Origin of the sequence: Streptomyces sp. NPDC051738 (assembly GCF_044453205.1) — a bacterium.
Classification (GTDB): Bacteria; Actinomycetota; Actinomycetes; order Streptomycetales; family Streptomycetaceae; genus Streptomyces.
Genome location: NZ_JBITCM010000028.1, coordinates 48051 through 74050, shown reverse-complemented (window position 1 = coordinate 74050; position 26000 = coordinate 48051). Strand labels below are relative to the sequence as shown.

At 69.6% G+C, this 26000-nt stretch carries 31 protein-coding genes; 18 read left to right on the top strand and 13 right to left on the bottom strand.

What is annotated here, in order from left to right; all coding sequences use genetic code 11:
* Nucleotides 1–220 precede the first annotated feature (220 nt).
* Together ACIA8X_RS42065 and ACIA8X_RS42060 are read left to right on the top strand one after the other, a co-directional pair.
* A complete protein-coding gene (locus tag ACIA8X_RS42065) occupies nt 221–349 on the top strand; it encodes a hypothetical protein (protein ID WP_393452211.1) in 129 nt (42 codons plus the stop codon).
* 99 nt (nt 350–448) lie between these two features.
* Nucleotides 449–2215, top strand: coding sequence for an ABC transporter ATP-binding protein (locus ACIA8X_RS42060; RefSeq protein WP_399460527.1), 1767 nt, complete (start codon nt 449–451; stop codon nt 2213–2215).
* A gap of 79 nt (nt 2216–2294) precedes the next feature.
* Here the strand turns inward: ACIA8X_RS42060 and ACIA8X_RS42055 are convergent, their stop codons facing one another.
* The 5 genes from ACIA8X_RS42055 to ACIA8X_RS42035 form a co-directional block, all read right to left on the bottom strand.
* On the bottom strand, nt 2295–3068 hold the full coding sequence (locus tag ACIA8X_RS42055) for a carbonic anhydrase (protein ID WP_393452217.1): 774 nt from the start codon (nt 3066–3068) through the stop codon (nt 2295–2297).
* Nucleotides 3069–3254: 186 nt separating this feature from the next.
* Nucleotides 3255–5321 carry a pectinesterase family protein gene (locus tag ACIA8X_RS42050; protein ID WP_399460526.1) on the bottom strand — a complete coding sequence of 689 codons (2067 nt, stop codon included), beginning with the start codon at nt 5319–5321 and terminating at the stop codon, nt 3255–3257.
* A gap of 101 nt (nt 5322–5422) precedes the next feature.
* Nucleotides 5423–6310: a hypothetical protein gene (locus ACIA8X_RS42045; protein WP_399460525.1), complete on the bottom strand. Its 888-nt coding sequence runs from the start codon at nt 6308–6310 to the stop codon at nt 5423–5425.
* Between the two features lie 632 nt (nt 6311–6942).
* Nucleotides 6943–7260, bottom strand: coding sequence for a hypothetical protein (locus ACIA8X_RS42040; RefSeq protein ID WP_393452226.1), 318 nt, complete (start codon nt 7258–7260; stop codon nt 6943–6945).
* The gene (locus ACIA8X_RS42035; RefSeq protein ID WP_399460524.1) at nt 7257–7517 is read right to left on the bottom strand and encodes a hypothetical protein; all 261 of its coding nucleotides are present in this window, start codon (nt 7515–7517) and stop codon (nt 7257–7259) included. The genes ACIA8X_RS42040 and ACIA8X_RS42035 overlap by 4 nt, the downstream gene beginning before the upstream one ends.
* 186 nt (nt 7518–7703) lie before the next feature.
* Here ACIA8X_RS42035 and ACIA8X_RS42030 point away from each other — a divergent pair, with 186 nt between their 5' ends.
* On the top strand, nt 7704–8537 hold the full coding sequence (locus ACIA8X_RS42030) for a helix-turn-helix domain-containing protein (RefSeq protein ID WP_399460523.1): 834 nt from the start codon (nt 7704–7706) through the stop codon (nt 8535–8537).
* Nucleotides 8534–8734 carry a DUF397 domain-containing protein gene (locus ACIA8X_RS42025; RefSeq protein WP_393452234.1) on the top strand — a complete coding sequence of 67 codons (201 nt, stop codon included), beginning with the start codon at nt 8534–8536 and terminating at the stop codon, nt 8732–8734. Before ACIA8X_RS42030 ends, ACIA8X_RS42025 begins: the two co-directional genes overlap by 4 nt.
* Here the strand turns inward: ACIA8X_RS42025 and ACIA8X_RS42020 are convergent.
* Nucleotides 8724–9290 carry a hypothetical protein gene (locus ACIA8X_RS42020; protein ID WP_399460522.1) on the bottom strand — a complete coding sequence of 189 codons (567 nt, stop codon included), beginning with the start codon at nt 9288–9290 and terminating at the stop codon, nt 8724–8726. The genes ACIA8X_RS42025 and ACIA8X_RS42020 overlap by 11 nt on opposite strands.
* A 351-nt stretch (nt 9291–9641) precedes the next feature.
* On the opposite strand from ACIA8X_RS42020, the gene ACIA8X_RS42015 reads away from it, so the two are divergent.
* Together ACIA8X_RS42015 and ACIA8X_RS42010 are read left to right on the top strand one after the other, a co-directional pair.
* A complete protein-coding gene (locus ACIA8X_RS42015) occupies nt 9642–9929 on the top strand; it encodes a hypothetical protein (RefSeq protein WP_399460546.1) in 288 nt (95 codons plus the stop codon).
* Nucleotides 9926–10324 carry a hypothetical protein gene (locus tag ACIA8X_RS42010; protein WP_393452239.1) on the top strand — a complete coding sequence of 133 codons (399 nt, stop codon included), beginning with the start codon at nt 9926–9928 and terminating at the stop codon, nt 10322–10324. The genes ACIA8X_RS42015 and ACIA8X_RS42010 overlap by 4 nt, the downstream gene beginning before the upstream one ends.
* 69 nt (nt 10325–10393) lie before the next feature.
* Here ACIA8X_RS42010 and ACIA8X_RS42005 read toward each other — a convergent pair whose 3' ends face one another.
* The 6 genes from ACIA8X_RS42005 to ACIA8X_RS41980 form a co-directional block, all read right to left on the bottom strand.
* Nucleotides 10394–11827: an ATP-binding protein gene (locus ACIA8X_RS42005; protein ID WP_399460521.1), complete on the bottom strand. Its 1434-nt coding sequence runs from the start codon at nt 11825–11827 to the stop codon at nt 10394–10396.
* Nucleotides 11824–12558 carry a response regulator transcription factor gene (locus tag ACIA8X_RS42000; protein WP_399460520.1) on the bottom strand — a complete coding sequence of 245 codons (735 nt, stop codon included), beginning with the start codon at nt 12556–12558 and terminating at the stop codon, nt 11824–11826. The genes ACIA8X_RS42005 and ACIA8X_RS42000 overlap by 4 nt, the downstream gene beginning before the upstream one ends.
* Before the next feature lie 85 nt (nt 12559–12643).
* Nucleotides 12644–12841, bottom strand: a complete 198-nt coding sequence (locus tag ACIA8X_RS41995; RefSeq protein WP_399460519.1) for a hypothetical protein — start codon at nt 12839–12841, stop codon at nt 12644–12646.
* Between the two features lie 43 nt (nt 12842–12884).
* Nucleotides 12885–13955: a S1C family serine protease gene (locus ACIA8X_RS41990; protein ID WP_399460518.1), complete on the bottom strand. Its 1071-nt coding sequence runs from the start codon at nt 13953–13955 to the stop codon at nt 12885–12887.
* Between the two features lie 234 nt (nt 13956–14189).
* Nucleotides 14190–15212, bottom strand: a complete 1023-nt coding sequence (locus ACIA8X_RS41985) for a LacI family DNA-binding transcriptional regulator (RefSeq protein WP_393452254.1) — start codon at nt 15210–15212, stop codon at nt 14190–14192.
* A gap of 127 nt (nt 15213–15339) precedes the next feature.
* Entirely contained in the window at nt 15340–16119 is a 780-nt protein-coding gene (locus tag ACIA8X_RS41980) for a winged-helix domain-containing protein (protein ID WP_393452257.1), read from the bottom strand.
* Between the two features lie 170 nt (nt 16120–16289).
* Between ACIA8X_RS41980 and ACIA8X_RS41975 the strand changes: the two genes are divergently transcribed.
* The 8 genes from ACIA8X_RS41975 to ACIA8X_RS41940 all read left to right on the top strand — a co-directional run bounded on the left by ACIA8X_RS41975 (nt 16290) and on the right by ACIA8X_RS41940 (nt 22168).
* Nucleotides 16290–17165: an alpha/beta hydrolase gene (locus tag ACIA8X_RS41975; protein WP_399460517.1), complete on the top strand. Its 876-nt coding sequence runs from the start codon at nt 16290–16292 to the stop codon at nt 17163–17165.
* Nucleotides 17166–17202: 37 nt separating this feature from the next.
* Complete coding sequence (locus tag ACIA8X_RS41970; RefSeq protein ID WP_393452263.1) at nt 17203–17457, top strand: MoaD/ThiS family protein; 255 nt, start codon at nt 17203–17205, stop codon at nt 17455–17457.
* A 2-nt stretch (nt 17458–17459) separates the two neighbouring features.
* Nucleotides 17460–18689 (top strand): hypothetical protein, encoded by a 1230-nt coding sequence (locus ACIA8X_RS41965; RefSeq protein ID WP_399460516.1) that lies wholly within the window; start codon nt 17460–17462, stop codon nt 18687–18689.
* A 341-nt stretch (nt 18690–19030) separates the two neighbouring features.
* The gene (locus tag ACIA8X_RS41960) at nt 19031–19768 is read left to right on the top strand and encodes a DUF2993 domain-containing protein (protein WP_393452269.1); all 738 of its coding nucleotides are present in this window, start codon (nt 19031–19033) and stop codon (nt 19766–19768) included.
* Between the two features lie 461 nt (nt 19769–20229).
* A complete protein-coding gene (locus tag ACIA8X_RS41955) occupies nt 20230–21069 on the top strand; it encodes a sulfurtransferase (RefSeq protein WP_393452272.1) in 840 nt (279 codons plus the stop codon).
* Between the two features lie 62 nt (nt 21070–21131).
* Nucleotides 21132–21422, top strand: coding sequence for a DUF1416 domain-containing protein (locus ACIA8X_RS41950; protein WP_126393189.1), 291 nt, complete (start codon nt 21132–21134; stop codon nt 21420–21422).
* 89 nt (nt 21423–21511) lie between these two features.
* A complete protein-coding gene (locus tag ACIA8X_RS41945) occupies nt 21512–21772 on the top strand; it encodes a DUF3099 domain-containing protein (protein ID WP_393452275.1) in 261 nt (86 codons plus the stop codon).
* Between the two features lie 9 nt (nt 21773–21781).
* Nucleotides 21782–22168: a VOC family protein gene (locus tag ACIA8X_RS41940; protein WP_399460515.1), complete on the top strand. Its 387-nt coding sequence runs from the start codon at nt 21782–21784 to the stop codon at nt 22166–22168.
* Here the strand turns inward: ACIA8X_RS41940 and ACIA8X_RS41935 are convergent.
* The gene (locus ACIA8X_RS41935) at nt 22162–22524 is read right to left on the bottom strand and encodes a DsrE family protein (protein ID WP_093904299.1); all 363 of its coding nucleotides are present in this window, start codon (nt 22522–22524) and stop codon (nt 22162–22164) included. The two genes, ACIA8X_RS41940 and ACIA8X_RS41935, sit on opposite strands and share 7 nt — an antisense overlap.
* A gap of 216 nt (nt 22525–22740) precedes the next feature.
* On the opposite strand from ACIA8X_RS41935, the gene ACIA8X_RS41930 reads away from it, so the two are divergent.
* The 4 genes from ACIA8X_RS41930 to ACIA8X_RS41915 all read left to right on the top strand — a co-directional run bounded on the left by ACIA8X_RS41930 (nt 22741) and on the right by ACIA8X_RS41915 (nt 25986).
* The gene (locus tag ACIA8X_RS41930; RefSeq protein ID WP_399460514.1) at nt 22741–23418 is read left to right on the top strand and encodes a hypothetical protein; all 678 of its coding nucleotides are present in this window, start codon (nt 22741–22743) and stop codon (nt 23416–23418) included.
* Between the two features lie 32 nt (nt 23419–23450).
* Entirely contained in the window at nt 23451–24239 is a 789-nt protein-coding gene (locus ACIA8X_RS41925; RefSeq protein ID WP_393452283.1) for a hypothetical protein, read from the top strand.
* Entirely contained in the window at nt 24236–25171 is a 936-nt protein-coding gene (locus tag ACIA8X_RS41920; RefSeq protein ID WP_399460513.1) for a hypothetical protein, read from the top strand. The genes ACIA8X_RS41925 and ACIA8X_RS41920 overlap by 4 nt, the downstream gene beginning before the upstream one ends.
* A gap of 239 nt (nt 25172–25410) precedes the next feature.
* Entirely contained in the window at nt 25411–25986 is a 576-nt protein-coding gene (locus ACIA8X_RS41915) for an FABP family protein (protein WP_399460512.1), read from the top strand.
* Nucleotides 25987–26000: the final 14 nt, after the last annotated feature.

Genomic DNA, 26000 nt, shown 5'->3' with positions numbered 1-26000 from the left:
TTTTCCATGTCGAAAGCGAACGACGCGAAAGCAAACAAGGAGAGCCGCATGAGCTTCCACAAGATCGCCCCGGTGAAGAAGACCCGCAAGCCCGCCGTCCCCGCGCCCAAGAAGAAGGCGGCCAAGAAGGTCACTCCGAAGCGTCGACCCGTGGGCCACCGGGACTGACAAAGAATTCACCTAAGTAAATCCAAGTAATTCACAGGAAAGGTATCACCTCATGAGCTTCCACAAGATCGCCCCCGTCAAGAAGACCCGCAAGCCCGCCGCCCCGGCGCCGGCCGCCAAGAATAAGGACTGCGCGAAGAAGTCCGCCCCGAAGCGCCGCCCGGTCGCACACAAGGGCTGAGCCGACCGACGAGGCGGGGTCACCGGAGCGCTCGGGCTCCGGGGCCCCGCCTCGGTCATGTCCGGAAGCCTTCTCCGGCGCCGGGAAAGGGAGTTGAGCATGAGGGAAGTGCGTACGGCGTTCCGGCGGTTCTGGCCGCTGACGCGGGGCGACCGGAAGTGGCTGCTGGTGATCGTGGCCTGCGTCGTCGTGGCCGCGCTGGCCGAGACCGCCTCGATCCTGCTGTTCGCGGAACTCACCGACAACGCGCTGAAGGCCGGTTCCCTGGCCGCCTTCTGGGGCCCGGCGGCGGCCTGGCTGGGCGTCGCCGCGCTGGGCGCGCTGGTCGGCTACCTCGGCAACTCGCTCGCCACCTGGACCGCCGAGAGATTCGTGCTGCGGCTGCGCGCGAAGGTCTTCCGGCACACCCAGAACCTGCCACCCCACTTCTTCCAGAAGCACCGGCGCGGCGACCTCGTCGAGCGGCTCACCGGTGACGTCGAGGCCATCGAGCAGATGGTCGTCTCCGGCGTGGTCGGCACGGTCTCCGCCGCCTTCTCGGCCGTCTTCTACGCGGCCGCCGCCCTGTACCTCCGCTGGGACCTGGCCCTCGCGACCCTCGTCCTGGCGCCCCTGTTCCTGCTGGCCGCCCGACGCTTCGGCGGCCGTATCCGCACCGCCGCCCAGGACGAACGGGTCGCCGACGGCGCCATCACGTCGGTGGTCGAGGAGTCGCTGGGCAACGTGGTGCTGACCCAGGCCTACAACCGCAGCGGCGACGAGGAGAAGCGGCTCGACCGCGAGGCGCGGGCCTGGATGAAGGCGTCCGTGCGCGGGGCGCGGCTGAGCGAGATGTACGAGCAGCTCGTCGAGGTCGTCGAGACGGTGTGCGTGCTCGCGGTGATCGGGCTGGGGGTGTGGGAGATCTCGGCGGGCCGCATGACCCTGGGCCAGCTCCTCGCCTTCGCCGCCTTCATCGGCTACCTCTACCCGCCGGTCCGCAGCCTCGGCCAGCTCGGCCTCACCCTCACCGCCGCCACGGCCGGCGCCCAGCGCCTCGGCGAGATCCTGGACGCCGAGCCGGCCGTGACGGACCCCGCCCGCCCGGTGGCCGAGTGGCCGGTGCGGGGCTGGGTCGGCTTCCACGGGGTGTCCTTCCGCTACCCGGGCGCCGCCAGGGAGTCGCTGACCGACGTGACCTTCACGGCCGCCCCCGGCGAGCTCGTGATCGTCACGGGCGCGAGCGGCGCGGGCAAGTCGACGACGTCCAAGCTGCTCACACGCTTCTACGACCCGTCGGCGGGCGTGATCACCCTGGACGGCGTGCCGCTCACCGACATGCGCCTGGACTTCCTGCGCGAGAACGTCGCCCTGCTCCCGCAGGAGACGCTGATCCTCAACGGCACCGTCCGCGAGAACATCGCGTGCGGCCGCCCCGGCGCGAGCGACGAGGACATCGAGCGGGCGGCGCGTTCGGCGGCGGCGCACGACTTCATCGCCGCGCTCCCCGAGGGATACGACACCCACATCGCCCCCGGCACGGCGGCCCTCTCCGGCGGCCAGCTGAAGCGGATCACCATCGCCCGCGCGATGCTGCGCTCCGCCCCCGTCCTGCTCCTCGACGAACCGACGGCCGGCCTCGACTCGGTGGCCGCCCGCCAGGTTGTACAGCCCCTGCGACGACTGATGTCCGGCCGCACGACGATCCTGATCACCCACGACCTGACCCTGGCCCCCGACGCGGACCGCGTGCTGGTCGTGGACGAGGGCCGACTGGTGGAGGCGGGCACGCACACGGAGTTGGTGGCACGGGGAGGCGCGTATGCGCGGCTGGCGGGGCCGACGGCGGGGGTGTGGACGGAGGAGACGCTGGTTCTGAGGCTGTGAGGGTAGGTTTCACACGGTATGCCCGGCGGCCTCCACTGAGGTCGCCGGGCATACCGTGTGTCGTGTCGCCGTCTGGGCGTCAGGCGACCCGGTGGACGCGCTGTGTGTCCAGTTCGTAGCGGGCGCCGACGATGGCCAGTTCGCCGGAGGCCACCTTCGCGGCGAGGTCCGGTTCCGCGGCGAGGCGGGCGTGGACGGCCCGTACGTTGGCGTCGATGGTGGAGTCGACGCGGGCGTCGCCCTCCTGGGTGCGGTCTATGTTGGGCGCTATCTGGTCGGCGATGTACTGGATGTGGGCGGGGAGCCGATCGCCGGACTCGTCGGCCGCGACGGCCGCCTTCACGGCGCCGCACGACTGGTGCCCGAGCACCACGACCAGCGGGATGTCCAGTTCGAGCACACCGTAGGCGACGCTGCCGAGCACGGCCTCGTCCAGGACCTCACCGGCGGAGCGCACGGTCATCAGGTCACCGAGCCCCTGGTCGAAGACCAGCTCCGGCGGCACCCGGGAGTCGATGCAGCCGAGGACGACGGCGAAGGGGTGCTGACTCGACGTCAGGCTCTGCCGTACGGCGGGCGACTCGTCGGGGTGCCGCTCGCGGAAGGTGCGCCAGCGCTGGTTGCCCGCGGCCAGCTCACGCAGGGCTTCCGCGGGGGTGCCGGGGCGGCGGCGGGAGGTGGGGGGCGCGGGTGCGGCGGAGGCGGTGGCCGTGCCGAGGGCGGCGGTGGTCCCGAGCGCTGCGGCCCCGGTCAGCCCGGCCCGCAGGAGTGCGCGGCGGGCGAGCGAGGGGAGAGCGAACCGCTTGTGAGCGGCGCTGGCCGGCTGTGAGCCGGCGGATCTGTCGGAGTTCACGGGGTGGAACGTACGCCCGAAATTCGAACCAGAATTTCACCTTGCTGAATCATGGACGGGTGCGGCGAAGTCATGATCGGTTGTTGGTACGGCCTTGGTGTTTCGCGGTGTGTTCGATGACTCCGCTCGTGCCCGTGGCGGGCAGGCCGGCCCCGCCCAGCGTCTGGGCGAGGCCGGTGAGGGGGCTCAGGAAGCCGACGGCGTCCAGTTACCCAGCCAGTCCGCGACCTCCTGCCCGGCCGCCTGGGCGTCGGTCAGCTGAGGCCGGTTGGAGCTCGCGGAACCGGAGCCCGCGCCGGTGTTCTTGTACTCGGCGAAGCGGTCGTCCTTCCAGGGGAAGCCGCCCATGTCCGACCAGGGGGTGGACTTGATCGCGGCGCTCAGGCTCGTCTCCCGCACCGTGGTCTGCGGGTCGACGGTCGTGTCGCCGCCGGGGTGCCAGTTGCGGCCGAGGAAGAAACTGCCGTTGCTCACATCGCCGCCCACGGTCGAGCGGGTGATGAGGATGCCCTTGCGGTTGCCCTCGGTGCTCGGCGCGGTGACGTATCCGGCGGACGAGCCGTCCCAGCGCTTGCGCAGCGTGATGACCGACCGGTCGATGACGGCGCTGCCGCGGCCGAAGATGAAGTCGACGTTGCCGAGGATGTAGGAGTTCGCGACGTAGACCCGGCCGAGCGTGCCCTTGGCGGCCGTCTCCATCTCCAGGGTGTCCTGGTCGCCGGTGATGATGAGGCCGTCGAGGAACACCTTGTCGGCCATGGTCAGCACGGCCACCGCCTGGTGGCCGGGGAGGGACTGGTTGGCGCCCTCGTTGAAGTCGTTGGTGACGCTGAGGTTGCGCAGCTGGGTGTCGTCGGCCTTGATGCTGAGGGTGGCGCTGCCGGGCGTCCCGTACGTCCCCGAGCCGTCGGGCTTGGTCATGCCGGCGGCGTGTCCCTCGACGATGACGGTGTCCTTGCGGCTTGCCCCGGTCCCGACGATCGTCACGTGCGGCTTGTTCGCCGGTACGGTCACCGCCTCGCGGTACGTGCCCGGCTTCACCTGGATGACGACGCGGGAGGGGTTGTTCGCCGGTACGGCGTTGATGGCGGCCTGCACGGTCGAGTACTGCCCCGAGCCGTCCTTGGCGACGGTGAGGGTGGTGGCGGCGGCCTTGGTCGTGGCCGTCGTACCGATCGAACTACGCGGTCCCGCACCGGCCTTGAGGAGCGAGGGCACGTCCGCCGTCTTGTCGAGGGTGTAGCTGTAGTAAGCCTTCGGATCGAAGGCGGTACCGCCACTCTCGTTGCGCCCGCTGGTGCCGACGAACGTGTTGCCCTTCTGGACGATGCTCGCGGTGCTGTCCTTGGTGACGGGGTTGTTCATGCCCTGGAAGTAGGAGTTCTCCAGGACCATGGCCGTCTTGCCGCGCGAGTAGTTGCCGTACGACGACTTGATGTCCGTCCCCGCCGCGTCCTCCAGGAAGTTGTTGTAGAGGTGCGCGTGGGCGGCGTTGTCGGTGGACGGGTTGCGCTGCTCGATCTCGCGGAACCAGTTGTGGTGGATCGTGATGTCCGTCTTGACGTTGTCCGTCCAGCCGATGCCGAAGGTCTTGTTGTTCTGGCTCAGCTTGTTCCAGGAGACGGTCACGTTCGTGCTGTCCTTGCGGACGTCGATGAGCCCGTCGGCCATGTGCCGCAGATCGTTGTGGTCGATCCAGACGTGATGCGCGCCGTCCATCTGAATGGCGTCGAAGTCGTGATCCTTGTCGTTCCAGACGCCCTGGTACGAGTCCCGGATGGTCAGGTTCCGGATGATCACGTTGTGCACGCCGGAGCCGAGGAAGAAGCCGCCGCCGACGATGTGCCCGGACGTCCCGGACCCGACGATGGTCTTGTCCGACTGGACCTTGATCTCTTTCCCGGCCGGATTCATGTTGATGGCGGCGGCCACGACGATGACGTACGGCTCGGCGGCCGTCGCGTACTTCTCCAGCTCGGCCTGTGTCCGCACGGTCACGGTCTGACCGTCGCGGCCACCGTAAGTGCCTTTCTGCCCGAGGGAGTTGACGGAGGCGAACCCGTCGGCGGCGGCGGTCGCCCAGGCGGGGGCGGCGGCGGTCGCGGCGGCGGCCTGCTGCTGGGCGCCGGAGCCGAGGAGGCCGAAGTCCGTGCCGTAGGCGAGAACTCCGGACGCGGTCAGGGCCAGCGGCACACCGACCGCCAGAGCCGTCCTGCTTCTGCGGTGACGGGCCTTGCTGTGCTGCTCACTCATGCGGCGATCCGTTCCGTGCGGGGGGATGATCCGGGGACCAGTCGCCGCACGGAACGGAAAGGTTGCCGCCTTCTGAGAGCCCTGAGAGCCCTACAGATGGCTTACTTGGCGCAGGTGTTGGGGTCCAGCTTCTCCTCCACCTTGTCCTCACGGCCGTCGGGCTGGCCGTTGGGGAGGAGCTTGTCGGAGGTGCCGTCGATGTAGTAGCCGTACGAGTAGATCGTCTTCCAGCCGGCGTCCCGGCCGCGCCAGGTGTGCGCGGTGACGTCGCCGTCGCCCTTGTTCCACTGGTAGTCCTCGACCTGGAAGATCGGGTTCACGCGCACCACGCGCTGGTACGGCGTCCAGGTCACGGCGACCTGGGTGCACGGCGGGATGGACTTCTCGCTGCGCCGCTCGAAGGACGACGTCTTCTCCCAGCCCCATTCGTAGCCGGCGCTGCCGCCCACGCCGCCCGAGAAGATGCTCTTGGCGAGGGAGAGGTTGATGGTGCCGCCGACGCTCTTCTTGGCGAACGTCTTGGTGCTGTAGCCGCTGACGAAGGTCTCCTTGTCGTCCGTCGAGCCGCGGTTGCCGATCCACGGGGACGTGCGGACCGTCTCGCCCTTGGTGGACCAGGTCGAGGCCTCGGCATAACCGCACCAGCCGCGGAACAGCTCCCACGGCCCCGCCGGCTTCCACAGCCCGAAGACGTCCCGCAGGTACTCGTCCTGGGTCTTGAACTCGCCGGTGTCCACGTTGTACGCGCCGTAGACGCCGGTCAGGCTCGGCTCCTGGTTGCAGAGCCGCTCGACCAGCAGGTCGGTGTTCCCGGGGTCCGTACCCCGGATGTTCGACGCCCCGCCCGGCCCGTTCCCGGCCGCCTGCGCGGAACCGGTGCCGGTCAGTACGCCGGCTATCGCGAGGGCGGTGGAGGCGGTGATCAGGGCGCTCTTCTTGACGCCGTTCCTGGCGCTCTTCCTGAGCTTCGATGTGCGAATGAGTCGCATGGGGGTGGCTCACTCCTGTGTGCTGTTGCACGGTGCCGACGGGTACGTCCGGCACCTGTCTGACAGCCACGAAGAGTTGCAGAGAACTGGTGGGTAGGGTCGGGATCGGGTGTTCATGACAGGGAATTGACAGTTGGGGGAGGCGGTCTGTCGGCCTTTACTCCTCCTTGCGATCACGTCCCGCGCCCGCGCTCGCGCGCCTGCATGGGCGCCCGGCCCGGCCTGGGGGGGGGAGTGCGTCGGACCGGGCGCCGCACCACAACTCTCGCGCCACTCGCCTCCCTCGCGCCTCAGCCGAATGGCCAGGCTCAGCCTGCGTTCCAACCCCCTTGCCTCGGCCGAACGGCCGACCTCTCCGGGCGAGTTGAGGTGACCGGGGTCCGGGCATCGGAATGATCAGAGGGCTACCAGGTCGACGACGTTGATCACGACGTGACGGTTGGACGCGATCGCATAAGCGCTCACCCACACCTACCCGCGTCGATGGGCCGGTTGTCGGCGTCGTAGGCATTCCCATCCTCGTCACGTCGCCGCGCGGATCGCCTCGGGGGTTCTCTGACAGGAGTTCGGATCCACCTCGTGGGCCTTGATCGGTTCCTCTTCTCCGGCTGGGGTGGCGATGGATGGGCGTGTCACCTTCCACCTGCCCGGATGCGGTCACCACGGCTGACCGAGATGCGGAGTGCGTCCTCCAAGGACTCCGTGGCACGGGTGAGCGCGAAGCGTACGGCGCGTTCGCCCGCCTTGGGGTCGGCGAGGACGGCCCTGGCGCCGACGAGTACCTGTTCGCCCGAGTCCAGTTGGGCCGCCTCGATGTCGTCGGCGAGCAGGGAGAGCCTGCTGCGGTCGCTGTCGGTGCTGAGGTAGCAGGGTTTGCCGTCGGGGGTGGTCCAGGGGAGGAGGCGGAGTGCGCAGGTGTCCGGTGCCGGCGGCTCTTCGGTGACGCTCACGCGGAGACCTCCGCTCCGCTGATGGGGCGCGGGATCGCGTCGATGCCGTAGGCGATCCAGAGGGCGCGGCGGCGTTGCAGGATGCGTTCACGCTCGCAGGGGCATACGTGGGCGGGGTGGCGGGGAGGTGCGGCCAACCGCTGCTCGATGAGCGGGAGTTGGGGCGGGGCTGCTCGGTGCCGTTCCCGGGTCGGCAGCAGCGCTCGTACGAGTGCAAGTAGTAGCGATGCGATGAGTCCGGCGGTACGTTCACGCATGTCGGCGCTCCTTGATAAGCGTCGGCCACGCCCCCGGGCCGAGCTGCATCGGTCGCGGGGGTTTTGGCATGGCAGTGGCTTTGACGAGCGGTGATTACCGTTCGTGCCTCGATCGTCACAGGTGCGGCGTACGCTGCGGAAGGGGTTCGGTGTTGTCTGGGGCGCCAGGCAACGGAGAGGGGTGACGTGGGCGAAGTCGTTGACGGGGAGCGGGAGTCGGGGCGTGCCGAGCTGGGGCGGACGCTGAAGACCCTCCGGGAGAAGGCCGGTAAGTCGCTGGGGCAACTGGCCGACGAGACGGGGTACGACAAGAGCTATCTGAGTCGTCTGGAGTCGGGACAACGGCTGTCCAAGGCGGCGGTCATGGAGGACCTGGACGCGTACTACAGCACCGGTGACCTGCTGGTTCGCCTGTGGCGTGACGCGCGGAAGGAAGTCGCTAAGGACAAGTACAAGGGGTTCATGGAGCGGGAGGCGACGGCGCGGGTCATGTGGATGTTCCAACTGCGTGTGCCGGGCTTGTTGCAGACCGAGGACTATGCACGCGCGGTGTTGTCAGGGTTGTCTGGAGCTCAGACAACGGCTGGCAACGGCGAGGAAGTCGAAGAGCAGGTGGCGTTTCGCATGGGGCGGCAGGAACTGCTGTACCGCGAACCGGCGCCGAGCGTCCGCGTGATCCTGGACGAGGGGGCGCTTCGGCGGCCGGTTCCCGACACGAAGGTGTGGGCGGACCAGTTGTCCCACCTGCTGGAGGCGGCGGAAATGCCGTCGGTGGCATTGCAGGTGCTGCCTTTCACCGTCGGGGTGCACGACCTCATGAGCAGCGACCTCATCCTGCTGTGGCAGCGAGTCGGTGACCCCGTTGCCTACGTGGAAGGCAACGGCTTCGGCCAGCTATTCGAGGATCCGGACAGGGTTTTGGCCTTCCGCTTGTCCTACGATCTGGTCAGGGACGCGGCTCTGACCCTGGCGGAGTCGACGGCGTTCATCAGGCGCCTTCTGGAGGAGTGCAGATCATGAACCGAACCCCCGACCTGGCCACGGCCGTGTGGCGCAAGTCGTCTTACAGCGACGGGGGAGCATCGAACTGCGTCGAGGTCGCCGACGGCCACCCCGGCATAGTCCCCGTCCGCGACAGCAAGATCCCGCACGACGGCCAGATACTCGTCTTCGGGACGACCTCGTGGACGGCCTTCCTGACCGGCCTCAAGAACTAGGCGCCGGCCTCGCGTCGTCGTCCGTCGCCGCCGCGCTGCGGTTCTGCCGGCTCAGGTGGACGGCGTGAAGCAGCGTGCCGACCGCTGCGGCACCGCTCAGCAGGGAGCCGAAGGCCGTGATCAGCGAGCCGGGGCCGTCGCCACCGCCGCCCGCGGGCACCGCGACGACGGTCTGGGTCACGACGGTCGCCGGGGTCGGGAGTTCGCTCGGGCCTGTGGTCGCATTGATGGGCTCGCTCGGATCCACGGTCGGTCCCACGGTCCCTACGTCGGTCGGTAACTCGGTCGGCTCCTCGGTCCCTGCGTCGGTCGGCCGCGGGGTCGCTCCCTGGCCGGGATCGCTCGGTTCCGGGATCGTGTCCCCTGTGTCGCCGGCGTCATCAGACGTCTCCGGGGGCTGTGTGGTGTACCAACTGGTCGACCCGCCCCCTGCCGAGCGCGGCCCCTCGTCCGACCCCGACACCACCGCCAGCACGAGGAGCGCGACCGCACCGGCCGTGAACGCGAGACTCAGCGTGATCCACAGAGCGATTTTCGGTAGCGAATTCTTCAGCATGGCTCCCCCTCGCCTCAAGCGTAGGGGGAAACGGCCGGGAAGTGGATCTCCTTCCCGGCCGCTTTGAGTGAACAACTCCGCCAGGCGGAAGCCCTGTTGGAGCCACGGAGAGGCCGAGGCGTGAGCCGGGCAGTGCCCACGCGTTCGTCCTACAGCGACGGGGGAGGCATGAATTGCGTCGAGGTCGCCGACGGCCACCCCGGCATCGTCCCCGTCCGCGACAGTAAGACCCGTTCGCCCGCTGGTCTTCTCGGCGGCGTCCTGGTCCGCGTTCCTGGAGGGCGTCAACACCATGGGGTGAATCAGGCGGGAAACGGGACCCGAAGGCCATGGTGCGTCTATGGTGGAGCTATGGCAGGGAACACGACCATTCAAGTCTCCCGGCAGGCCCGCGACCATCTCGCGCAGGTCGCCAAGGAGCGCGGGATGACTCTGGGACAGCTCATCGACCAGCTGGCCTCGGAGCAGCCGACGGCAGAGCAGATTGCCCAGCGGGTGGCGGCCGACCGGAAGGTCGTCCGTGACGTGATCGGCGTCGGCATCAGCGACGAGGAGTTCGACCAGGCGCCCGACGTGCTCGGCAACATCTACAAGATCGCTGCTGAGAAGATGCGCAAGGCGCAGGGTGCGGCTGCGTGATCATTCTGGACACCGGTGCCACCCGAGCGCTCGCGGAGGGCCACAAGACACTGAACCTCCTCGCGGGGAACATGGCGAGTTCCCCTGGCGACCTGCTCCGGATTCCCGCTCTCTGCCTCATGCAGGCGGAGTCGGAGGACGCGGGGGCTGCGGACCGAGTTCTCGCGTTCTCCTCGGTCATCGTCGACGACTTGAACACCATTTCGGCGCACACCGTCGGCACCATGATCAGGGATGGCTACGGCGGCCCCGACACCTGCCACGCCCTCTACTGCGCACTGCCGCGTGCCGAGTTCACAGGGATGTCGATTCTGCTCACAGACCGTGAACAGAACTATCCGCCCGGCGTGGTCACCGTCGACATCGACTCTCCTGGCATGCTCGGCTTCCACTGACCTCCGCGTCGAAGGAGCACATCGATCAGGGCTGCCCACGCGGACAGGAAGCCGACCCGCTTGAATTCCCTACACCGGCTCCGCCGGCGGAGTAGCGGCCCCCGGTAGCCGTACGGTCGCCACCGTCCCGCCGCCCTCCGCGCGGGCCAGCGTCACCTGCCCGCCCGCCTGCTCGACCGTACGGGCCACGATCGACAGGCCCAGCCCCGAGCCCGGCAGGGCCCGCGCGCTGGGGGAGCGCCAGAAGCGGTCGAAGACGTGGGGGAGTTCGTCGGCGGGGATGCCGGGGCCGTGGTCGCGGACGGTGAGGACGCCGTCGCCGAGTTGCACCTCGATGCTGCCGCCCTCGGGGCTGAACTTCACCGCGTTGTCCAGGATGTTGACCACAGCCCGCTCCAGCGCCGCCGGTTCCGCGCGGACGTACCAGGGCTGGAGGTCGGCCGTGATCGTCAGCTCGGGGCCGCGGAGGCGGGCGCGGCGCAGGGCCGACTCCACCGTGTCCTCCAGCGACACCACCTGGACGCGTTCGCCGCGCTGCCCCTCCGAGCGAGACAGCTCCTGCAAGTCGCCGATCAACGACGCCAGTTCGGTCATCTGCGCCTTCACCGAGGCCAGCAGTGCCTTGCGGTCGGCCTCCGGGATCGGGCGGCCCGTCTCCTCGCTGCGGGTGAGGAGTTCGATGTTGGTGCGCAGGGAGGTGAGGGGGGTGCGCAGTTCGTGGCCGGCGTCCGCGATCAGCTGTTGCTGCAGCTCGCGGGAGCTGGCCAGGGCGGAGGTCATGGAGTTGAAGGAACGGGAGAGACGGGCCACCTCGTCCTCGCTCTCGTCCTCCACCGGGATTCGGACGCTCAGGTCCTCGGTGCGGGCGACGTGTTCGACGGCCTCGGTGAGCTTGTCCACGGGGCGGAGACCGGCGCGGGCCACCGCCAGGCCGGCGGCTCCGGCACCTACGACTCCGATGCCGGAGACGAGGAGGAGGATGAGGGCGAGTTCGTTGAGGGTGGTCTGGGTGCCCTTGAGGGAGACCGCGAGTTGCACGGCGACCCCTTGGGAGTCGTTCTGGTCGACGCCCAGGTACACGGTCAGCACGCGTACGGCGTCGCCGTCCTCATCGGTGCCGTTGCGGAAGAAGGCCTTGTCCCGGTCCGCGCCCTTGATCACGTCCTTGTCGGCGGCGGTGACATTGACCGTGCCCGGGGAGGTCGGGTCGACGCAGGGAGCGCCCTCCGCCTTGATCGCCTGGACGTAGTTGTTCCGGCCGAGGAACACCTGGTCGTTCTCCTGCGGGGTCTGAGTGCACCTCTGCAGAAGCGCGTTGACCGTGCCGGGCCTCTGTGCCATCTCCTTCAGGTCGCCGTTGACCTGCTCGTAGAGCTTCCCCTGCACGATGAACCAACACGTCACCGAAACCGCCGCCACCGCGAACGCCACCGCCGCGGCGACCAGCATCGACAGCCGGGCCCGGATCGGCAGGGCCCGGAACCGGCGTACGACCTTGCTCACTCCGCCCCACCCTGCCGCAGCACATACCCCACACCCCGCACCGTGTGCACGAGCCGCGGCTCGCCGCCGGCCTCGGTCTTGCGGCGCAGGTACATGACGTACACGTCAAGGGAGTTGGAGCTCGGCTCGAAGTCGAAGCCCCACACCGCCTTGAGGATCTGCTCCCGGGTGAGGACCTGGCGCGGGTGCGCCAGGAACATCTCCAGCAGCGTGAACTCGGTACGGGTCAGCTCCACAGGCCGCCCACTCCGCGTGACCTCCCGCGTCGCGAGGTCCATGCGCAGGTCGGCGAAGGTCAGCGCCTCGTTGTCCGCCGCGCCCGCACCGGCGGCCGCCGCGTAGGAGCTGCGCCGCAGCAGCGCGCGGACCCGGGCGAACAGCTCGTCCAGCTCGAACGGCTTGACCAGGTAGTCGTCGGCCCCGGCGTCCAGCCCGGTCACCCGGTCACCGACCGTGTCACGGGCGGTCAGCATGAGGATCGGCGTCGTGTCACCGGCACCGCGGATACGGCGGGCGGCGGTGAGGCCGTCCATACGGGGCATCTGGACGTCCAGGATCACCAGCTCGGGCCGGTAGGCCGTCGCCTTGTCCAAGGCGTCGGCGCCGTCGACCGCGACCTCCGTGTCGTACCCCTCGAAGGCGAGGCTGCGCTGGAGTGCTTCGCGCACCGCCGGCTCGTCGTCGACGATCAGGATGCGCTGGGGGTCACGGTCGCCTTCGGCGGGGCTCATGGGCTCGGGATCCTCGGGTGCGGTGGGACGGGGGCTGGATGGAGGCTGGCTGAGCGGGCTTGAACGCTTTCAGCCTCGCACGTTCTCAGCCTCGTACGGTACGGCGACGGTTGCGGGCCGCGGTCGCCCTGCGGCCCGCGCTCAGGCGGGCGGTCGCCAGCTCCGGCGCCCGGGACGGGGCGGTCGCGGCGGTCGGCGTGTGCAGGGCGCCGGCGACCGCGAGGGCCAGGGTGATGTCGGCGGCGCCGATGCCGGTGGCGGTGTGCTCAACCTGCTGGATCATGACGTACCCCTTCAGTCTTGCCAGTGTTGCCGGTCTTGGGAGTTCAGCTCTGCGAACCCGACCGCAGCTTCGCCAGGTCGGACTTGACGGTGTTGATCGGGATGGCGAAGCCGAGGCCCACGCTGCCCGCGTCGGACGAGCCCGAGCCGGCGGCCGAGTACATCGCCGAGTTGATGCCGATGATGTTGCCGTTCATGTCGATCAGCGCGCCGCCGGAGTTGCCGGGGTTCAGGGAGGCGTCCGTCTGTATCGCCTTGTACGTCGTCGTCGACGATCCGGTGTCGCCGTTGAACTCCTGACCACCGAACTCGAACGGCCATCCGCCGCCGCCCTGCTGCTGTTGTTGCTGCTGGCCCTGGCTCTCGTCCGTCGAGACGGTCACGTCACGGTTGAGCGCGGACACGATGCCGCTGGTGACCGTGCCGGTCAGGCCCTCGGGCGAGCCGATCGCCACGACCTCGTCGCCGACCTGCACACCGGAGGAGTCGCCGAGGGTGGCCACCGTCAGCCCGGACGCGTTCTGCAGCTTGATCAGCGCGAGGTCCTTGCTGCTGTCGGTGCCGACGACCTCGGCGGTGTACTCCTTGCCGTCGCTCGTCGCCACCTTGATCTGCGAGGCGCCGGAGACGACGTGGTTGTTGGTGACGATCTCGCCGTCACTGGTGATGATCACGCCGGAGCCGGTGGACGACCCGGCGTTCGAGGTAGCGCTGATCTCGACGATGCTCGGGCTGACCGCCTTGGCGACCCCGGAGACCGTGCCCTTCTGGCTGGAGGGAACGACGTTCGTGCTGGTGGAGCTGGAGGTGGCGACGGTGTCGTTGCCGGTCAGCTCCTGGATGCCGTACGCCGTACCGCCCCCGATCGCCGCGGCGACGATCGCCACGGCCGCGAGGAGGGCGACGGGACCGCGAGGCCGGCGCCGCCGCGCCGTCGGCGCCTGGGCCACGGGCTCGGTGAGAAGAGCGGTAGGGGCTCCGCCGCCCGCCTCCTGCGCCGCCGGCTGATACGCCGGCGGAGGCGGCCACTCCGGGTTCACGGGGGAGGAGGCGTGCTGCTGGGCGCCCTGGTAGGGGTTCTCGTAGTCGCCGCTGCGGCGGAAGCTCTCGGTCATGGAAATGAGCTTCTCGCCCGACCATGAGAGCTTCCTGAGCGCTCCCTGAGAAGCCCGGCAGAAGCTCGTATGCCCGATGTAAAGCCGGTTCTGGCAGCAGGCGGCTGCCTCTCAGAGAACGCTCAGAGAAGCCCCCTAGGGGCGCGGGGCTGTATCAATTTGCGGCTACCGCCGCGTGGGCGCGACCAGCCACAGGCGACCTGCAGTCGCAAGACGGCCGAACCCCCCGAGCGCTTAGGCGCACCCACAAGACCGCCGCGCAACCAACCGCGACGGAAACACCTTCAACCGCTCCCGCCGAGACCCGGCAACCCGAAGCCCGTCATCAAGCACAAGATCCACCGCGGCCCGAGCCATGGCCGACCTGTCCGACGCGATAGTCGTCAGCGGAGGATCTGCCAAGGCCGCTTCCTTGATGTCGTCGAACCCGGCGACAGCCAACTCCCCCGGCACATCGATCCGCAGCTCCCGCGCCGCCCGCAGCACACCGATGGCCTGGTCGTCGGTGGAGCAGAAGATCGCGGGCGGCCGCTTGGGCCCGGAGAGAATCTCAAGCGCGATGCGATACGCGTCGTAGCGGTTGTACGGAGCCTCGAACAGCCGCCCCTCGGTGGGCACCCGGGCCTCGGCCATCGCGCGCCGCCAGCCCTCGACGTGGTCGGAGACCGGGTCGCCGACCGCCGGCGTCTCCGCGGTGCCGCCCATACAGGCGACGTACTCGTAGCCGTGCTCCAGAAGGTGGCGTACGGCGAGCTGGGCGCCGCCCAGGTCGTCGGTGACGACGGCGACGTCGTCGATGGCCTCGGGCCGCTCGTGGAGGAGGACGACCCGGGCGTCCCAGGCCTCGATCTCGGCGGCGGCGAGGTCGTTCAGGGCGTGCGAGACCAGGATGAGCCCGGAGACGCGCATACCGAGGAACGCCCGCAGATAGTGGACCTCGCGCTCGCCGACGTAGTCGGAGTTGCCGACGAGGACCATCTTCCCGCGCTCGGCCGCGGCCCACTCGACCGCGTGAGCCATCTCCCCGAAGAAGGGCTGGCGCGCGTCCGGCACGATCAGGCCTATGAGGTCCGTGCGCCGCGAGGCCATCGCCTGGGCGACCCGGTCGGGCCGGTACCCCAGTTCCTTGATGGCGGCGAGGACACGCTCGCGCGTGGCCGGGGCGACCGGCCGGGGTCCGTTGTTGATGACATAACTGACGACGGCAGTGGATGTCCCTGCCAGCCGCGCCACGTCATCCCGAGTCACCTTGGCCACGCGCGGAGTCTACGCGGATGGACCTGCTCTGGGCAGGGCGTCAAGGAGGTTCCCTGTCGCCCGACTGTCGCTCCGCAGTGCGAGAGCGACGTCGAGGACGCCCCGCCCGAGCGTCCGTCGCGCCTTTCTATGCCTCGGCCCGGACCTCGACGCCGTCCAGGGCGTCCACCTCGTCCGCATCCTCCGGCTTTGCCTGGCCGGCCTTGGCCTTCGCCTCCTCGGCGGCCCGGTCGACCTTCTCCGGAGTAACGAATCGATAACCGACGTTCCGGACCGTCCCGATGAGCGACTCGTGCTCGGGTCCGAGCTTGGCGCGCAGTCGTCGTACGTGGACGTCGACCGTCCGGGTGCCGCCGAAGTAGTCGTAGCCCCAGACCTCCTGCAGCAGCTGCGCGCGCGTGAAGACGCGGCCCGGGTGCTGGGCGAGGTACTTCAGGAGCTCGAACTCCTTGAAGGTGAGGTCGAGGACCCGTCCCTTGAGCTTGGCGGAGTAGGTGGCCTCGTCGACCGACAGGTCGCCGTTGCGGATCTCCATGGGGGAGTCGTCGTTGACGATCTGCTGGCGGCCCATGGAGAGCCGGAGCCGGGCCTCCACCTCCGCCGGACCGGCGCTGTCGAGGAGTACGTCGTCGATGCCCCAGTCGGCGGTGACGGCGGCGAGGCCGCCCTCGGTGACGACGAGGACGAGCGGGCAGCCGGGCCCGGTCGAGCGCAGAAGCTGGCACAGGCTGCGGACCTGCGGGAGGTCGCGGCGTCCGTCGATGAGGATGACGTCGGCGCCGGGGGTGTCGACGAGTGCGGGGCCTTCCGCCGGAGCCACGCGCACGTTGTGCAGCAGCAGGCCGAGGGCCGGGAGCACCTCCGTCGAAGGCTGGAGGGCGTTGGTCAGGAGCAGCAGAGAACTCATATGTCTGGTTCCTCCTCGGTCCCTGCGAGGACGTATGCGGTGCGGAACTGCTCTGCGATCCCGAAGGCCCGTACACCTGCGGTTTCCCGCGTCGTATACAACGCTTCCGAAAGCACAAAAGGACCCGGGGGCTACGCTGCCCGAGTCCTCTGCCTAGCAGAATAGCCCACATGAGCAACGGTCCGGCAGGTCATGTGGCACGATCCACGGTTCGTCCGCACTCTGAGACGACCAGACTGACACCTTTGCGGACGTTTCTGCACACCGACGACGGGGTGACGATCGATTCCGTATACGACCCGGGTGCGGTCGTATACGACTTCTCCCGTCCACCTGCCGGTGACCTGGCGTTCGTCGTCGCCCACGGCTTCACCGGGGACGTGGACCGGCCGCATGTGCGACGGGTGGTGGAGGCGTTCACCCGGCACGGGGCCGTCGTCACCTTCTCCTTCCGGGGGCATGGCGCCTCGGGCGGCCTCTCGACGGTCGGCGACCGCGAGGTGCTCGACCTGGCGGCCGCGGTGCGATGGGCGCGGGAGCTCGGGCACGCGCGCGTGGTGACCGTCGGCTTCTCCATGGGCGGGTCGGTGGTGCTGCGGCATGCGGCGCTGGACGGAGGGGAGTACGGACGGGGACGGGAGGGGGACGGTGGGGCGCGTACGGATGCGGTGGTGTCGGTGAGCGCACCCGCGCGCTGGTACTACCGGGGTACGGCTCCCATGCGGAAACTCCACTGGCTGGTGACCCGGCCCGAGGGCCGTCTCGTGGGCCGCTACGGATTCCGTACGCGGATCCATCACCGGGAGTGGAATCCGGTACCGATGTCGCCGGTGGAGGCGGTGCCGCGGATCGCGCCCACGCCGTTGCTCATCGTGCACGGCGACCAGGACGGCTACTTCCCCCTCGACCACCCCCGCATGCTGGCCCAGGCGGCCGGTGACCACGGCGAACTCTGGCTGGAGCCGGGCATGGGCCATGCCGAGCACGCGGCCGGGGGCGCGCTGCTGGACCGCATCGGGCACTGGGCCGTCGCACAGGGCGGCTAGCCTGACGGGGTACACAGCCGATCGACAGAGGAACCGCATGCCAAAGGTCACGGTGCGCTACTGGGCCGCCGCGAAGGCCGCGGCCGGGATCGCCGAGGAGCCGTTCGACGCGGTCACCCTCGCCGAGGCGCTCGACGCGGTGCGCGAGCGACACCCCGGGGAACTGACGCGCGTCCTGCGGCGATGCTCGTTCCTCATCGACGGTGACCCCGTGGGCACCCGCGAACATGAGACGGTACGGCTGGCCGACGGCGGCACGGTCGAGGTGCTCCCGCCGTTCGCAGGAGGGTGACGATGAGCGACCAGCCGTATCAGGGACAGCAGGGACAGCAGGGGCAGCCGGGGCAGGGGTACGAGGGGTACGACTCGTATCAGCAGCCCGCGCCGCAGGCATGGCCCGGGCAGCAGACGCACGACGATCCGCAGGCCGCCCAGCAGTACACCCAGCAGTGGCAGGGGCAGACCTGGGAGACGCAGGTGCACTCGCCGGTGACGTCGGCCTCTGAGTACCGGGGTTCGGAGTACCGGGGTGGGGACGCCGCCGGGTATCAGGCGGCGTCCGGCTGGGACGGTGCGCCGCACGGGCAGGCGCAGCAGGTGCAGGCACAGCAGGCACAGCAGGCACAGCAGGCACAGGTCCAGACCCCGTTCCCGTCGCCCGCGCCGCAGCAGGGCGGGACGCGGTCGCAGGCCCCCGAGCCCGGCACCGACGCCCCGTCCGGCGACGGCGACGGCTCGGGCTACGGTCCCGCGACGATCTCCGGCAACTCCCGCATCACCGACGCCCAGCGGGCCCGGCTGGAGGGCCGTTCCCCGATCATCGAGCCGGGGATGCAGCCGGCCGCGCTCACGGCGCTGCTCGGGCTGCTGCTCTCGGGGGCGGCGGCCATCGGGTCGTACGCCCTCGTGGTGCCCCTCGTCGTCCTGCAGGCGGTGACGGCGGCGGGCTGGTTCCGGCTGAACGGCATGTGGCCCGCCCGGCAGGGCATCGCGCTGGCCTTCGCGGGTGCGCTGACGGCGGACGTGGCGCTGCTGGTGGCCGATCGTGCGCCGGCGGCGATCCTCGGGACGCTGGGGGTGTGGGTGCTGTTGACGTTGGTCCTGCAGCTGCGGTCGCACGCCGATCCGGACGAGCGGATGTACGGGCTGATGGCGACGGTCGTCTCGGCGGCGCTGGCGATCATCGCGGCGGGGTATCTCGCCGCCGAGGCCGACGCGGTGACCGTGGGGGCGATGGCGGTGGCGGTCGCTGTTCTGGCTAGGGCGTTGCCGTTGCCGACGGCGGCCTCCGTGGTCGTCTCGTTGCTCGCGGCTGCGGGGGCGGGGGTTGCCGGGGGTGCGATGACCGGGGTGGGTGCCGGTGGGGCGTTGCTCGGGGTGGGCGCGGGGGTGTGTGCGCTGATCGGTCACCGGGTGGCGAGCTACGACTATCCGTCGCGGTTCGTCCACTTCACGGCGGGGGTTGCGTTGCCGCTGGCCGCGGCGGCGCCTGCGGTGTATGTGCTGGGGCGGACGCTGGCCTGAGGCCGGGTTTTCCTCGCCCCCGCCGCCCCTACCCGTCCCATCCTTCTGGGGCTCCGCCCCAGACCCCGCTCCTCAAACGCCGGAGGGGCTGATTTCAGCCCGTCCGGCGTTTGAGGACGAGGCCCCTTAAGGGCCGAAACGGGGGTCTGGGGGCGGAGCCCCCAGGGACGGGACGGGTAGGGGCGGCGGGGGCGAAAAGTGACTCGGTCGGCCCTGTCACAGGTGATCGACAATCCGCCGGTCACCCCCACTCCAGGGTTACCCTCGCGCTGGACGGCCACCCGGCCGTCGTGACCGTCGTCCGTCGTCGACGACCACCGATGTGGGGGGAACACCACACCATGCGCGCCCTGCGGATACTGCTGATCGTCGTCGTGATACTCGGCGGCCTCTTCGTGCTGGCCGACCGGCTCGCCGTCGGGTTCGCCGAGGACGAGGCGGCCGGCAAGCTCCAGACCAGCGAGAACCTGGATGCCGCGCCGGACGTGTCCATCAAGGGCTTCCCGTTCCTGACCCAGGTCGCGAGCGGCACGCTGGACGACGTCGAGGTCGGCATCAAGGACTACGAGGCCGCCACCGGCACCGACGGCAAGACGATCCGGATCGACGACCTCACGGCGAACATGAAGGGCGTCGAGTTCTCCGGCGACTACAGCTCCGCCACCGCGGCCTCCGCCACCGGCACCGCGTCCGTCACCTACGCCGAGCTGCTGAAGACCGCCAAGTCCGAGCCCACCGAGGTCGCCCCCGGCGTCACCGCCAGCGTCGTCGGCCTCTCCGACGGCGGCAACGGCAAGATCAAGGTCGCCGTCGAGGCCACCGTCCTCGGCACCAAGGTGCCGAACCCGGTCTACGTCCTCAGCTCGGTCACCGCCCAGGGCGACACCGTGCGGGTGCAGGCCGACACCCTGCCCAGCTTCGGCGGCGTCGACATCGCCGAGTCCCGGGTCCGCGCGATCACCGACTTCGAGCAGAAGATCGACGGCCTCCCCGGCGGCATCCAGCTCGACAAGGTCCAGGCGGCGAAGAGCGGCGTCGAGATCACGGTGAAGGGTTCGAACGTCCGCCTCGCCGGGTAGGACCGAGCACGGGTCGGCGGGGTCTGCCGGGTCTGCCGGGTCGACCGCTCGCCGGGTGTCCGATGGGCGAGACAGTGCCGTCCGCACCGTAGATGTGATCGCCGATAGATCCGTCCGGAGGCCGTCCGGAGGCCGTGCGGGAGCGGCTTCGGCGAGCTCCTATTCCCGAATGGCGGACGATCTCGTCTCAGTATGCGACACGCCGGTGACACGCCCGCCTGTCCGTCCCTACGATCGACGACTATGAAGCGACAGGCGGTTCTGACGAAGCGGCGGGCAGTAGACCTGTGCCGCGTTGCCGCCATGCTCTGTCGCCCCTTCTGAGCGGAAGCTCCGACTTCTGCGTTTCCCCCAGCCCTGACCAGGGCACAGGTGCGCCGTCTCGGCATGAAGCGGAGCGCGCGCACCCCCCCCGCACTCGCACGCCCCGCCGCCGTAACTGCCCCGGAGGAGAGAAGAGCATGAGCCGCAGCGACGTCCTCGTCGACGCCGACTGGGTCCAGGAGAACCTGGACAACGCCAACATCGCGATCGTGGAGGTGGACGAAGACACGTCCGCCTACGAGAAGAACCACATCAAGAACGCGATCCGCATCGACTGGACCAAGGACCTTCAGGACCCGGTCCGCCGCGACTTCATCGACCAGGAGGGCTTCGAGAAGCTCCTGTCGGCGAAGGGCATCGCCAACGACACGCTGGTGATCCTCTACGGCGGCAACAACAACTGGTTCGCGTCGTACGCCTACTGGTACTTCAAGCTCTACGGCCACGACAACGTCAAGCTCCTCGACGGTGGCCGCAAGAAGTGGGAGCTGGACGCTCGCGAGCTGGTCGAGGAGGTCCCGGAGCGGGCCACCACCGACTACAAGGCCAAGGCCCAGGACAAGTCCATCCGCGCCTTCCGTGACGACGTCGTCGCCGCGATCGGCTCGCAGAACCTGGTCGACGTCCGCTCGCCCGACGAGTTCTCCGGCAAGCTGCTCGCGCCGGCCCACCTGCCGCAGGAGCAGTCGCAGCGTCCGGGCCACGTCCCGTCCGCGCGCAACATCCCGTGGTCGAAGAACGCCAACGACGACGGCACCTTCAAGTCGGACGAGGAGCTCAAGGAGCTCTACGCCGAGGAGCAGGTGGACCTGGCGAAGGACACCATCGCCTACTGCCGTATCGGTGAGCGCTCCGCGCTGACGTGGTTCGTGCTGCACGAGCTGCTCGGTGTGGAGAACGTCAAGAACTACGACGGCTCCTGGACCGAGTACGGCTCCCTGGTCGGCGTTCCGATCGAGCTCGGCGCCAACAAGTAACCCACCCCACCCGCAGAACCCGACCGGCCTTCCTTCCGGTCAGACCTCTTATGGAGAAAGACATGTGTGGAGCGAAGGCCGGCGGCCCGGACGCCTCGACGATCAAGCCCGGTGAGACCACGATCCAGGGTCAGGTGACGAAGGACGGCGAGCCGGTGACGGGCTACGTCCGTCTGCTGGACTCGACCGGCGAGTTCACCGCGGAGGTCCCCACCTCCGCCACGGGCCAGTTCCGCTTCTACGCGGCCGAGGGCACCTGGACCGTACGTGCGCTCATCCCCGGTGGCACGGCCGACCGTACGGTCGTCGTCGCCGAGAAGGGCGCGCTCGCCGAGGTCGCGATCGCGGTCTGACGGTACTGGTCGGCCGAGGGGCCGCATCCCACGGGTTGGACGCCCGGGGTGCGGCCCCTTCGGCGTGTGCGGGGCCCTACGCTGGAGGTATGTACGCACGCCGGCGTCACATCTACTTCGCCATGATGGGCACGTGCCTCGCGCTGTTCGTCCTGGCCTGGGGCGTCGTACGTCTGTGGTCGGTCCCGGTGGCCGTGGGGATGTGCGTGGTGGCGATGGTCATCCCACCCGTCGCCGCGATGGTCGCCAACCGCCGGGGGCCCGAGGACCGCTGGTGGGACGATCCCTCCGGGGACCCGAAGTCCGACGAGTGGTGGGACGAGCTGGACGGCAAGAAGCGGCCGCGGTAGAAGACCTGCATGTCGCCTACGAGGCTGTCCACCGTGGTGCTGGACGCGCACGACGCCCATGATCTCGCCGGGTTCTACCTGCGGCTGCTCGGCTACCAGGTGCGTGCCAAGGAGCCCGACTGGCTGCTCATCGGCCCGCCGCCCGGCACGGAGGGCCTGGCCCTGGCCTTCGAGACCGAACCCGAGTACACCCGGCCGGTCTGGCCCACCAGGAAGCCCGGCGAGCAGCAGATGATGCTCCACCTGGACATCGAGGTCGACGACCTGGAGGGGGAGACTCGGCGCGCCGTGGCCGAGGGCGCCACGCTCGCCGAACACCAGCCGCAGGACGACGTACGGGTGCTGTTCGACCCGGCCGGGCACCCCTTCTGCCTCTGGACCGAGACGCCTCAGTAGACGAGCGCCTGCGTCTCGTCCGCCATCGACTCCTGGACGAACACCTGCGCACCCGCGATCCGTACGCCCTCGATGACGTCCTTCTCCGTGATGTCCCGGCGGGCCGCGCACTGCGTGCACAGGGTCAGCCTGCCGCCCGCGAGGATCGAGTCGATCAGGTCGGGCAGCGGGGCGGCGTGCGGCAGCTCGAACTCGGCGGCGCGGCCCGGCAGCGCGAACCAGGCGGACTCGCCGGTCAGCCACAGGGAGACATCGACACCGCTCGCCACGGCCACCGCCGCGACCGTGAACGCCTGTGAGCAGCGTTCGGGGGCGTCGGCCCCCGCCGTCACCTTGATCACCAGCTTCTTGGCCATGGCTGAATCGTAATCAACTCCCTTACAACCTGCGGCGTTGGCCATGGGTCTCCTGTGCGCACGTATACGGAATGCACACTTCACGTTCTGTGGGGGGACGTTTTGGAAGAACCCGGACCCATCGGAGAGGCGCCCGGCCCGGCGCCGGAGCCGGTGCCGTCACCGGAGCCGGAGCCCGCCGGCACGCCTCGGCCGAGACGCCGTGGGCGCACCGTCATGTTGATCGCCGGTGCCGCCGTCCTGGGGCTCGTGGCCGGGACATGTGCCGGCTACCTCGTCCAGGCCGACCGCGAGCCCACCAAGCTGCCCTCGCTCTCGCAGCCGAAGCTGACGCAGGCCAAGGGCGCGGCGCCCGAGCCGCTGTCGGCCGCGCGGGACCGGCGGGTGAAGACCGACGGTGACCTGCGCAAGCTGCTGCTGAAGAAGCCGCGCGGGGCGAAGACCGCCGACTGGCTGAGCGGGGACGACGGCTGGATGGACCTGGCCGCGTACGCGAGCACCTTCGAACGCCCGAAGGGTGCCTTCGAGGAGCTCATCACCAGAGAGTTCCGCCGAGCGGCCGTCGCCGGCTGGAAGGACGACCACGTGGCGGTGGAGATCCGGCTGATCCAGTACCGGCAGGAGGAGGTCGCGGCGGCTGCGGAGGCCACCAGCAGCGGCCACTACTGGTCGGATTTCGAGGACAACGACAGCTGGGCCGTCCCCGGCACCGAGGGCGGCATGGCCTACGTCTACAGCGACCCCGAGACCGAGCCCGGCTATCTGCCCGTGTACTCGGCGGAGGCGCTCGCGTGGCGCGGTGACATCGCCATGGAGATCTTCGTCTCCGACACGAAGCCGATCAGCAAGAAGACGATCGTGGGCCTGGCCGAGCGGCAGATGGAGCGGCTGTGAGCGAGAACCAGCCTGTGAGTGAGAGCCAGTCTGTGAGTGAGGACCAGCCTGTCCCGGCAGAGAAGCGCCCGCGCCGCGGTCGCGTCGCCGCCGTCGTCACGGGATCCGTCCTGCTGGTCGGTGCCCTCGTGGCAGGCGCCGGCCACACCGTCGTCACCGTGCGGGACGCGGACCGGGACGCGGGGGCGCCGGTGTGGAAGTTCCCGGTGGACAAGGCCGACGACGAGAAGGCGCCGAGCGCGACGGGGCTGGCCGGGATGCTCGTGCCGTACGGCACCGACGGCTGGGTCCGGGGTCCGGACCTCGGCGAGTTCGGCTCGGACACGCAGCTCAGTGGGGCGCAGGCGACCGCGCTGAACAAGGAGTCACTGCGCGATCTGCCCCGCTCGCAGCGCCGTCAGCTGGAGAAGCAGGCGGACCGGCTGCGCATCAAGGGCATGGCGATGCGCAGCTACTTCAGTGCCTACGGCGCCGGTCGCAATCTGGATCTCGTCGTGGACATCTACTCCGTGAGCATCGTGCTCAGCCAGATGGGGAGCCAGGCCGCCGTCCGGGACATGGCGACCTTCCAGACCGAGTTCCTCGACACCCTGGACATCTTCCGCAAGGGCCCGGAGGTCAAGGGCCACAAGAACGCCAAGTGCTTCCTGGCGCCCAAGGAGGCCGACGAGAACATCGACAGCATGTTCTGCTCCGCCTACGTGGGAGACGTCCTCGTCACTGTCAACGCGGACGGCGTCAGGCCACTCGACAGCAAGGGAGTCGCGATGCTCCTGAGCACCCAGCTCGACCGCATCGCCGAGCCGGGGGAGGCGGTATGACCGACCAGCAGCCACAGACCACCGAGCCGGGGACCGACCCGACCGAAGCCGCGATCCCGACGCCGGTGGGTCACACCGTGACCACGGCCCCGGTGGCCCCCGCCCCGCACCCCATGGTCCCGCCCCCACCCCCCGCCGCCCCGCCTTTCGTGCCCCCACCGGCCGCCAGGAAGGACCGCCGAGTCCTGCGCGCCGTCCTCCGCTGGACCGCCGCCGTCGTCGTCTTCGCGGCCGTCGGGGCGGGTACGGCGTACGGGATCGCCGGGATGGAGCGGACCGACGTACCGGGGCTGGAGACCGAGTCGGACGGGCGGTGGGAATACCCGAAGCTGAGCAGCCCGCCGCTGCCGTCCGGCAGCCCGCGGCCCTTCGCCGAGGAGAACAAGGCCGAGGCCCACTACGCCGACCTGCGCGCCCTCGTGCTGCCCGCGCCCGAGGGCGCCGAGGCCGACCCGGCCCTGCGCGGGGACGACGGCTGGCTGGCCACGAAGGACTTCCTGGCGGAGTACGCCGACAACGAGGAACGCGGGGAGCTGCGACAGAAGCTCGTCGACAGCGGCCTGCGGCACATCGCCGCCCGCGGCTGGACCACCCAGGACGGCACCCACACCCGTGTCTACCTGCTCCATTTCGACACCGCGGCCGTCGTGGACGAGTTGGTCGGCGATATCGCCCCCTTCAGCTTCCCGGGCTACCGGGTGCGCGGCACCGAGGCGTCGGTCCCGGACGAGGACTTCGCCCAGTTGCCGTGGCCCGGCTCCTTCCCGCGTATCGCCTACGTCGAGTCCGAGCCGTACGGCGCCGAGCAGGTCCGGCAGGCCTATCTGTCCGCCGGGGACGTCCTCGGCGTGGTCATCCAGTCACGCAAGGGCACCGCGAAGGCCGTACCGTTCCAGCAGACGGTGACCTTGCAGAGCCAGCTGCTCGGCTGACCCCGCGAGGGCGTACCTCACAGCAAGGGCCGGGCGCCAGCCGCGTAAGCTGGGGCCCGGCCCTGTACGTACCGCACAACCTCCGCTCAACCGAGGAGCACCCCGTGGAGATCTTCTTCGAAGCCCTGCTGGTCCTGGTCTGCGTCGGCGTCCTCGCCTTCGCCGGGCTGACCGTGAAGAAGCTGTACCAGGGCCAGCGCTGATCCCCCTCACCGACGTACGAGACTTCTGAGCTGATCATGATCGAGATCCCGTCCGACCTCCACAAGGACCTCGTGCCCCTCGCCTTCCTGCTCGGCACCTGGGCCGGCGCGGGCGTGCACGACTTCCCCGGCGCCGAGAAGTGCAACTTCGGGCAGGAGGCGACCTTCACCCACGACGGCCGGGACTTCCTGGAGTACCAGTCGCACACCTGGGTGCTGGACAACGACGGCAACAAGGTCCGTCCGCTGGAGTCCGAGCACGGCTTCTGGCGCATCGACGCCGACCGCAAGGTCGAGGTGACGATGGTCCGCGACGACGGCGTCGTCGAGATCTGGTACGGCGAGCTGGCCGACAAGAAGCCGCAGATCGACCTGGTCACGGACGCAGTGGCCCGCACGGCCGCCTCCGGCCCGTACAGCGGCGGCAAGCGGCTGTACGGCTACGTCAAGAGCGACCTGATGTGGGTCGGCGAGAAGCAGACCCCCGAGGTCGAGCTGCGCCCCTACATGTCGGCACACCTGAAGAAGGTCGTCACCCCGGAGGAGGTCGAGCGCTGGGCCAAGGCCCTGCCCGACGACATGCCGGACGACGGGATCGCTTTCTTCAAGTAGTTCTAGACTCGTCG

Bases quoted from the DNA above. Each gene is read 5' to 3' on its own strand.
- ACIA8X_RS41975 (WP_399460517.1), top strand. From the start codon at position 16,290: ATGAGCAACGGTCCGGCAGGTCATGTGGCACGATCCACGGTTCGTCCG.
- ACIA8X_RS41995 (WP_399460519.1), bottom strand. From the start codon at position 12,841: ATGATCCAGCAGGTTGAGCACACCGCCACCGGCATCGGCGCCGCCGAC.
- ACIA8X_RS41915 (WP_399460512.1), top strand. From the start codon at position 25,411: ATGATCGAGATCCCGTCCGACCTCCACAAGGACCTCGTGCCCCTCGCC.
- ACIA8X_RS42000 (WP_399460520.1), bottom strand. From the start codon at position 12,558: ATGAGCCCCGCCGAAGGCGACCGTGACCCCCAGCGCATCCTGATCGTC.
- ACIA8X_RS42060 (WP_399460527.1), top strand. From the start codon at position 449: ATGAGGGAAGTGCGTACGGCGTTCCGGCGGTTCTGGCCGCTGACGCGG.
- ACIA8X_RS41990 (WP_399460518.1), bottom strand. From the start codon at position 13,955: ATGACCGAGAGCTTCCGCCGCAGCGGCGACTACGAGAACCCCTACCAG.
- ACIA8X_RS41965 (WP_399460516.1), top strand. From the start codon at position 17,460: ATGAGCGACCAGCCGTATCAGGGACAGCAGGGACAGCAGGGGCAGCCG.
- ACIA8X_RS41970 (WP_393452263.1), top strand. From the start codon at position 17,203: ATGCCAAAGGTCACGGTGCGCTACTGGGCCGCCGCGAAGGCCGCGGCC.
- ACIA8X_RS42015 (WP_399460546.1), top strand. From the start codon at position 9,642: ATGGCAGGGAACACGACCATTCAAGTCTCCCGGCAGGCCCGCGACCAT.
- ACIA8X_RS41940 (WP_399460515.1), top strand. From the start codon at position 21,782: ATGTCGCCTACGAGGCTGTCCACCGTGGTGCTGGACGCGCACGACGCC.
- ACIA8X_RS41955 (WP_393452272.1), top strand. From the start codon at position 20,230: ATGAGCCGCAGCGACGTCCTCGTCGACGCCGACTGGGTCCAGGAGAAC.
- ACIA8X_RS41945 (WP_393452275.1), top strand. From the start codon at position 21,512: ATGTACGCACGCCGGCGTCACATCTACTTCGCCATGATGGGCACGTGC.
- ACIA8X_RS41980 (WP_393452257.1), bottom strand. From the start codon at position 16,119: ATGAGTTCTCTGCTGCTCCTGACCAACGCCCTCCAGCCTTCGACGGAG.
- ACIA8X_RS41950 (WP_126393189.1), top strand. From the start codon at position 21,132: ATGTGTGGAGCGAAGGCCGGCGGCCCGGACGCCTCGACGATCAAGCCC.
- ACIA8X_RS42045 (WP_399460525.1), bottom strand. From the start codon at position 6,310: ATGCGACTCATTCGCACATCGAAGCTCAGGAAGAGCGCCAGGAACGGC.
- ACIA8X_RS41960 (WP_393452269.1), top strand. From the start codon at position 19,031: ATGCGCGCCCTGCGGATACTGCTGATCGTCGTCGTGATACTCGGCGGC.
- ACIA8X_RS42050 (WP_399460526.1), bottom strand. From the start codon at position 5,321: ATGAGTGAGCAGCACAGCAAGGCCCGTCACCGCAGAAGCAGGACGGCT.
- ACIA8X_RS41935 (WP_093904299.1), bottom strand. From the start codon at position 22,524: ATGGCCAAGAAGCTGGTGATCAAGGTGACGGCGGGGGCCGACGCCCCC.
- ACIA8X_RS41930 (WP_399460514.1), top strand. From the start codon at position 22,741: ATGTTGATCGCCGGTGCCGCCGTCCTGGGGCTCGTGGCCGGGACATGT.
- ACIA8X_RS42020 (WP_399460522.1), bottom strand. From the start codon at position 9,290: ATGCTGAAGAATTCGCTACCGAAAATCGCTCTGTGGATCACGCTGAGT.
- ACIA8X_RS42065 (WP_393452211.1), top strand. From the start codon at position 221: ATGAGCTTCCACAAGATCGCCCCCGTCAAGAAGACCCGCAAGCCCGCC.
- ACIA8X_RS41920 (WP_399460513.1), top strand. From the start codon at position 24,236: ATGACCGACCAGCAGCCACAGACCACCGAGCCGGGGACCGACCCGACC.
- ACIA8X_RS42025 (WP_393452234.1), top strand. From the start codon at position 8,534: ATGAACCGAACCCCCGACCTGGCCACGGCCGTGTGGCGCAAGTCGTCT.
- ACIA8X_RS42035 (WP_399460524.1), bottom strand. From the start codon at position 7,517: ATGCGTGAACGTACCGCCGGACTCATCGCATCGCTACTACTTGCACTC.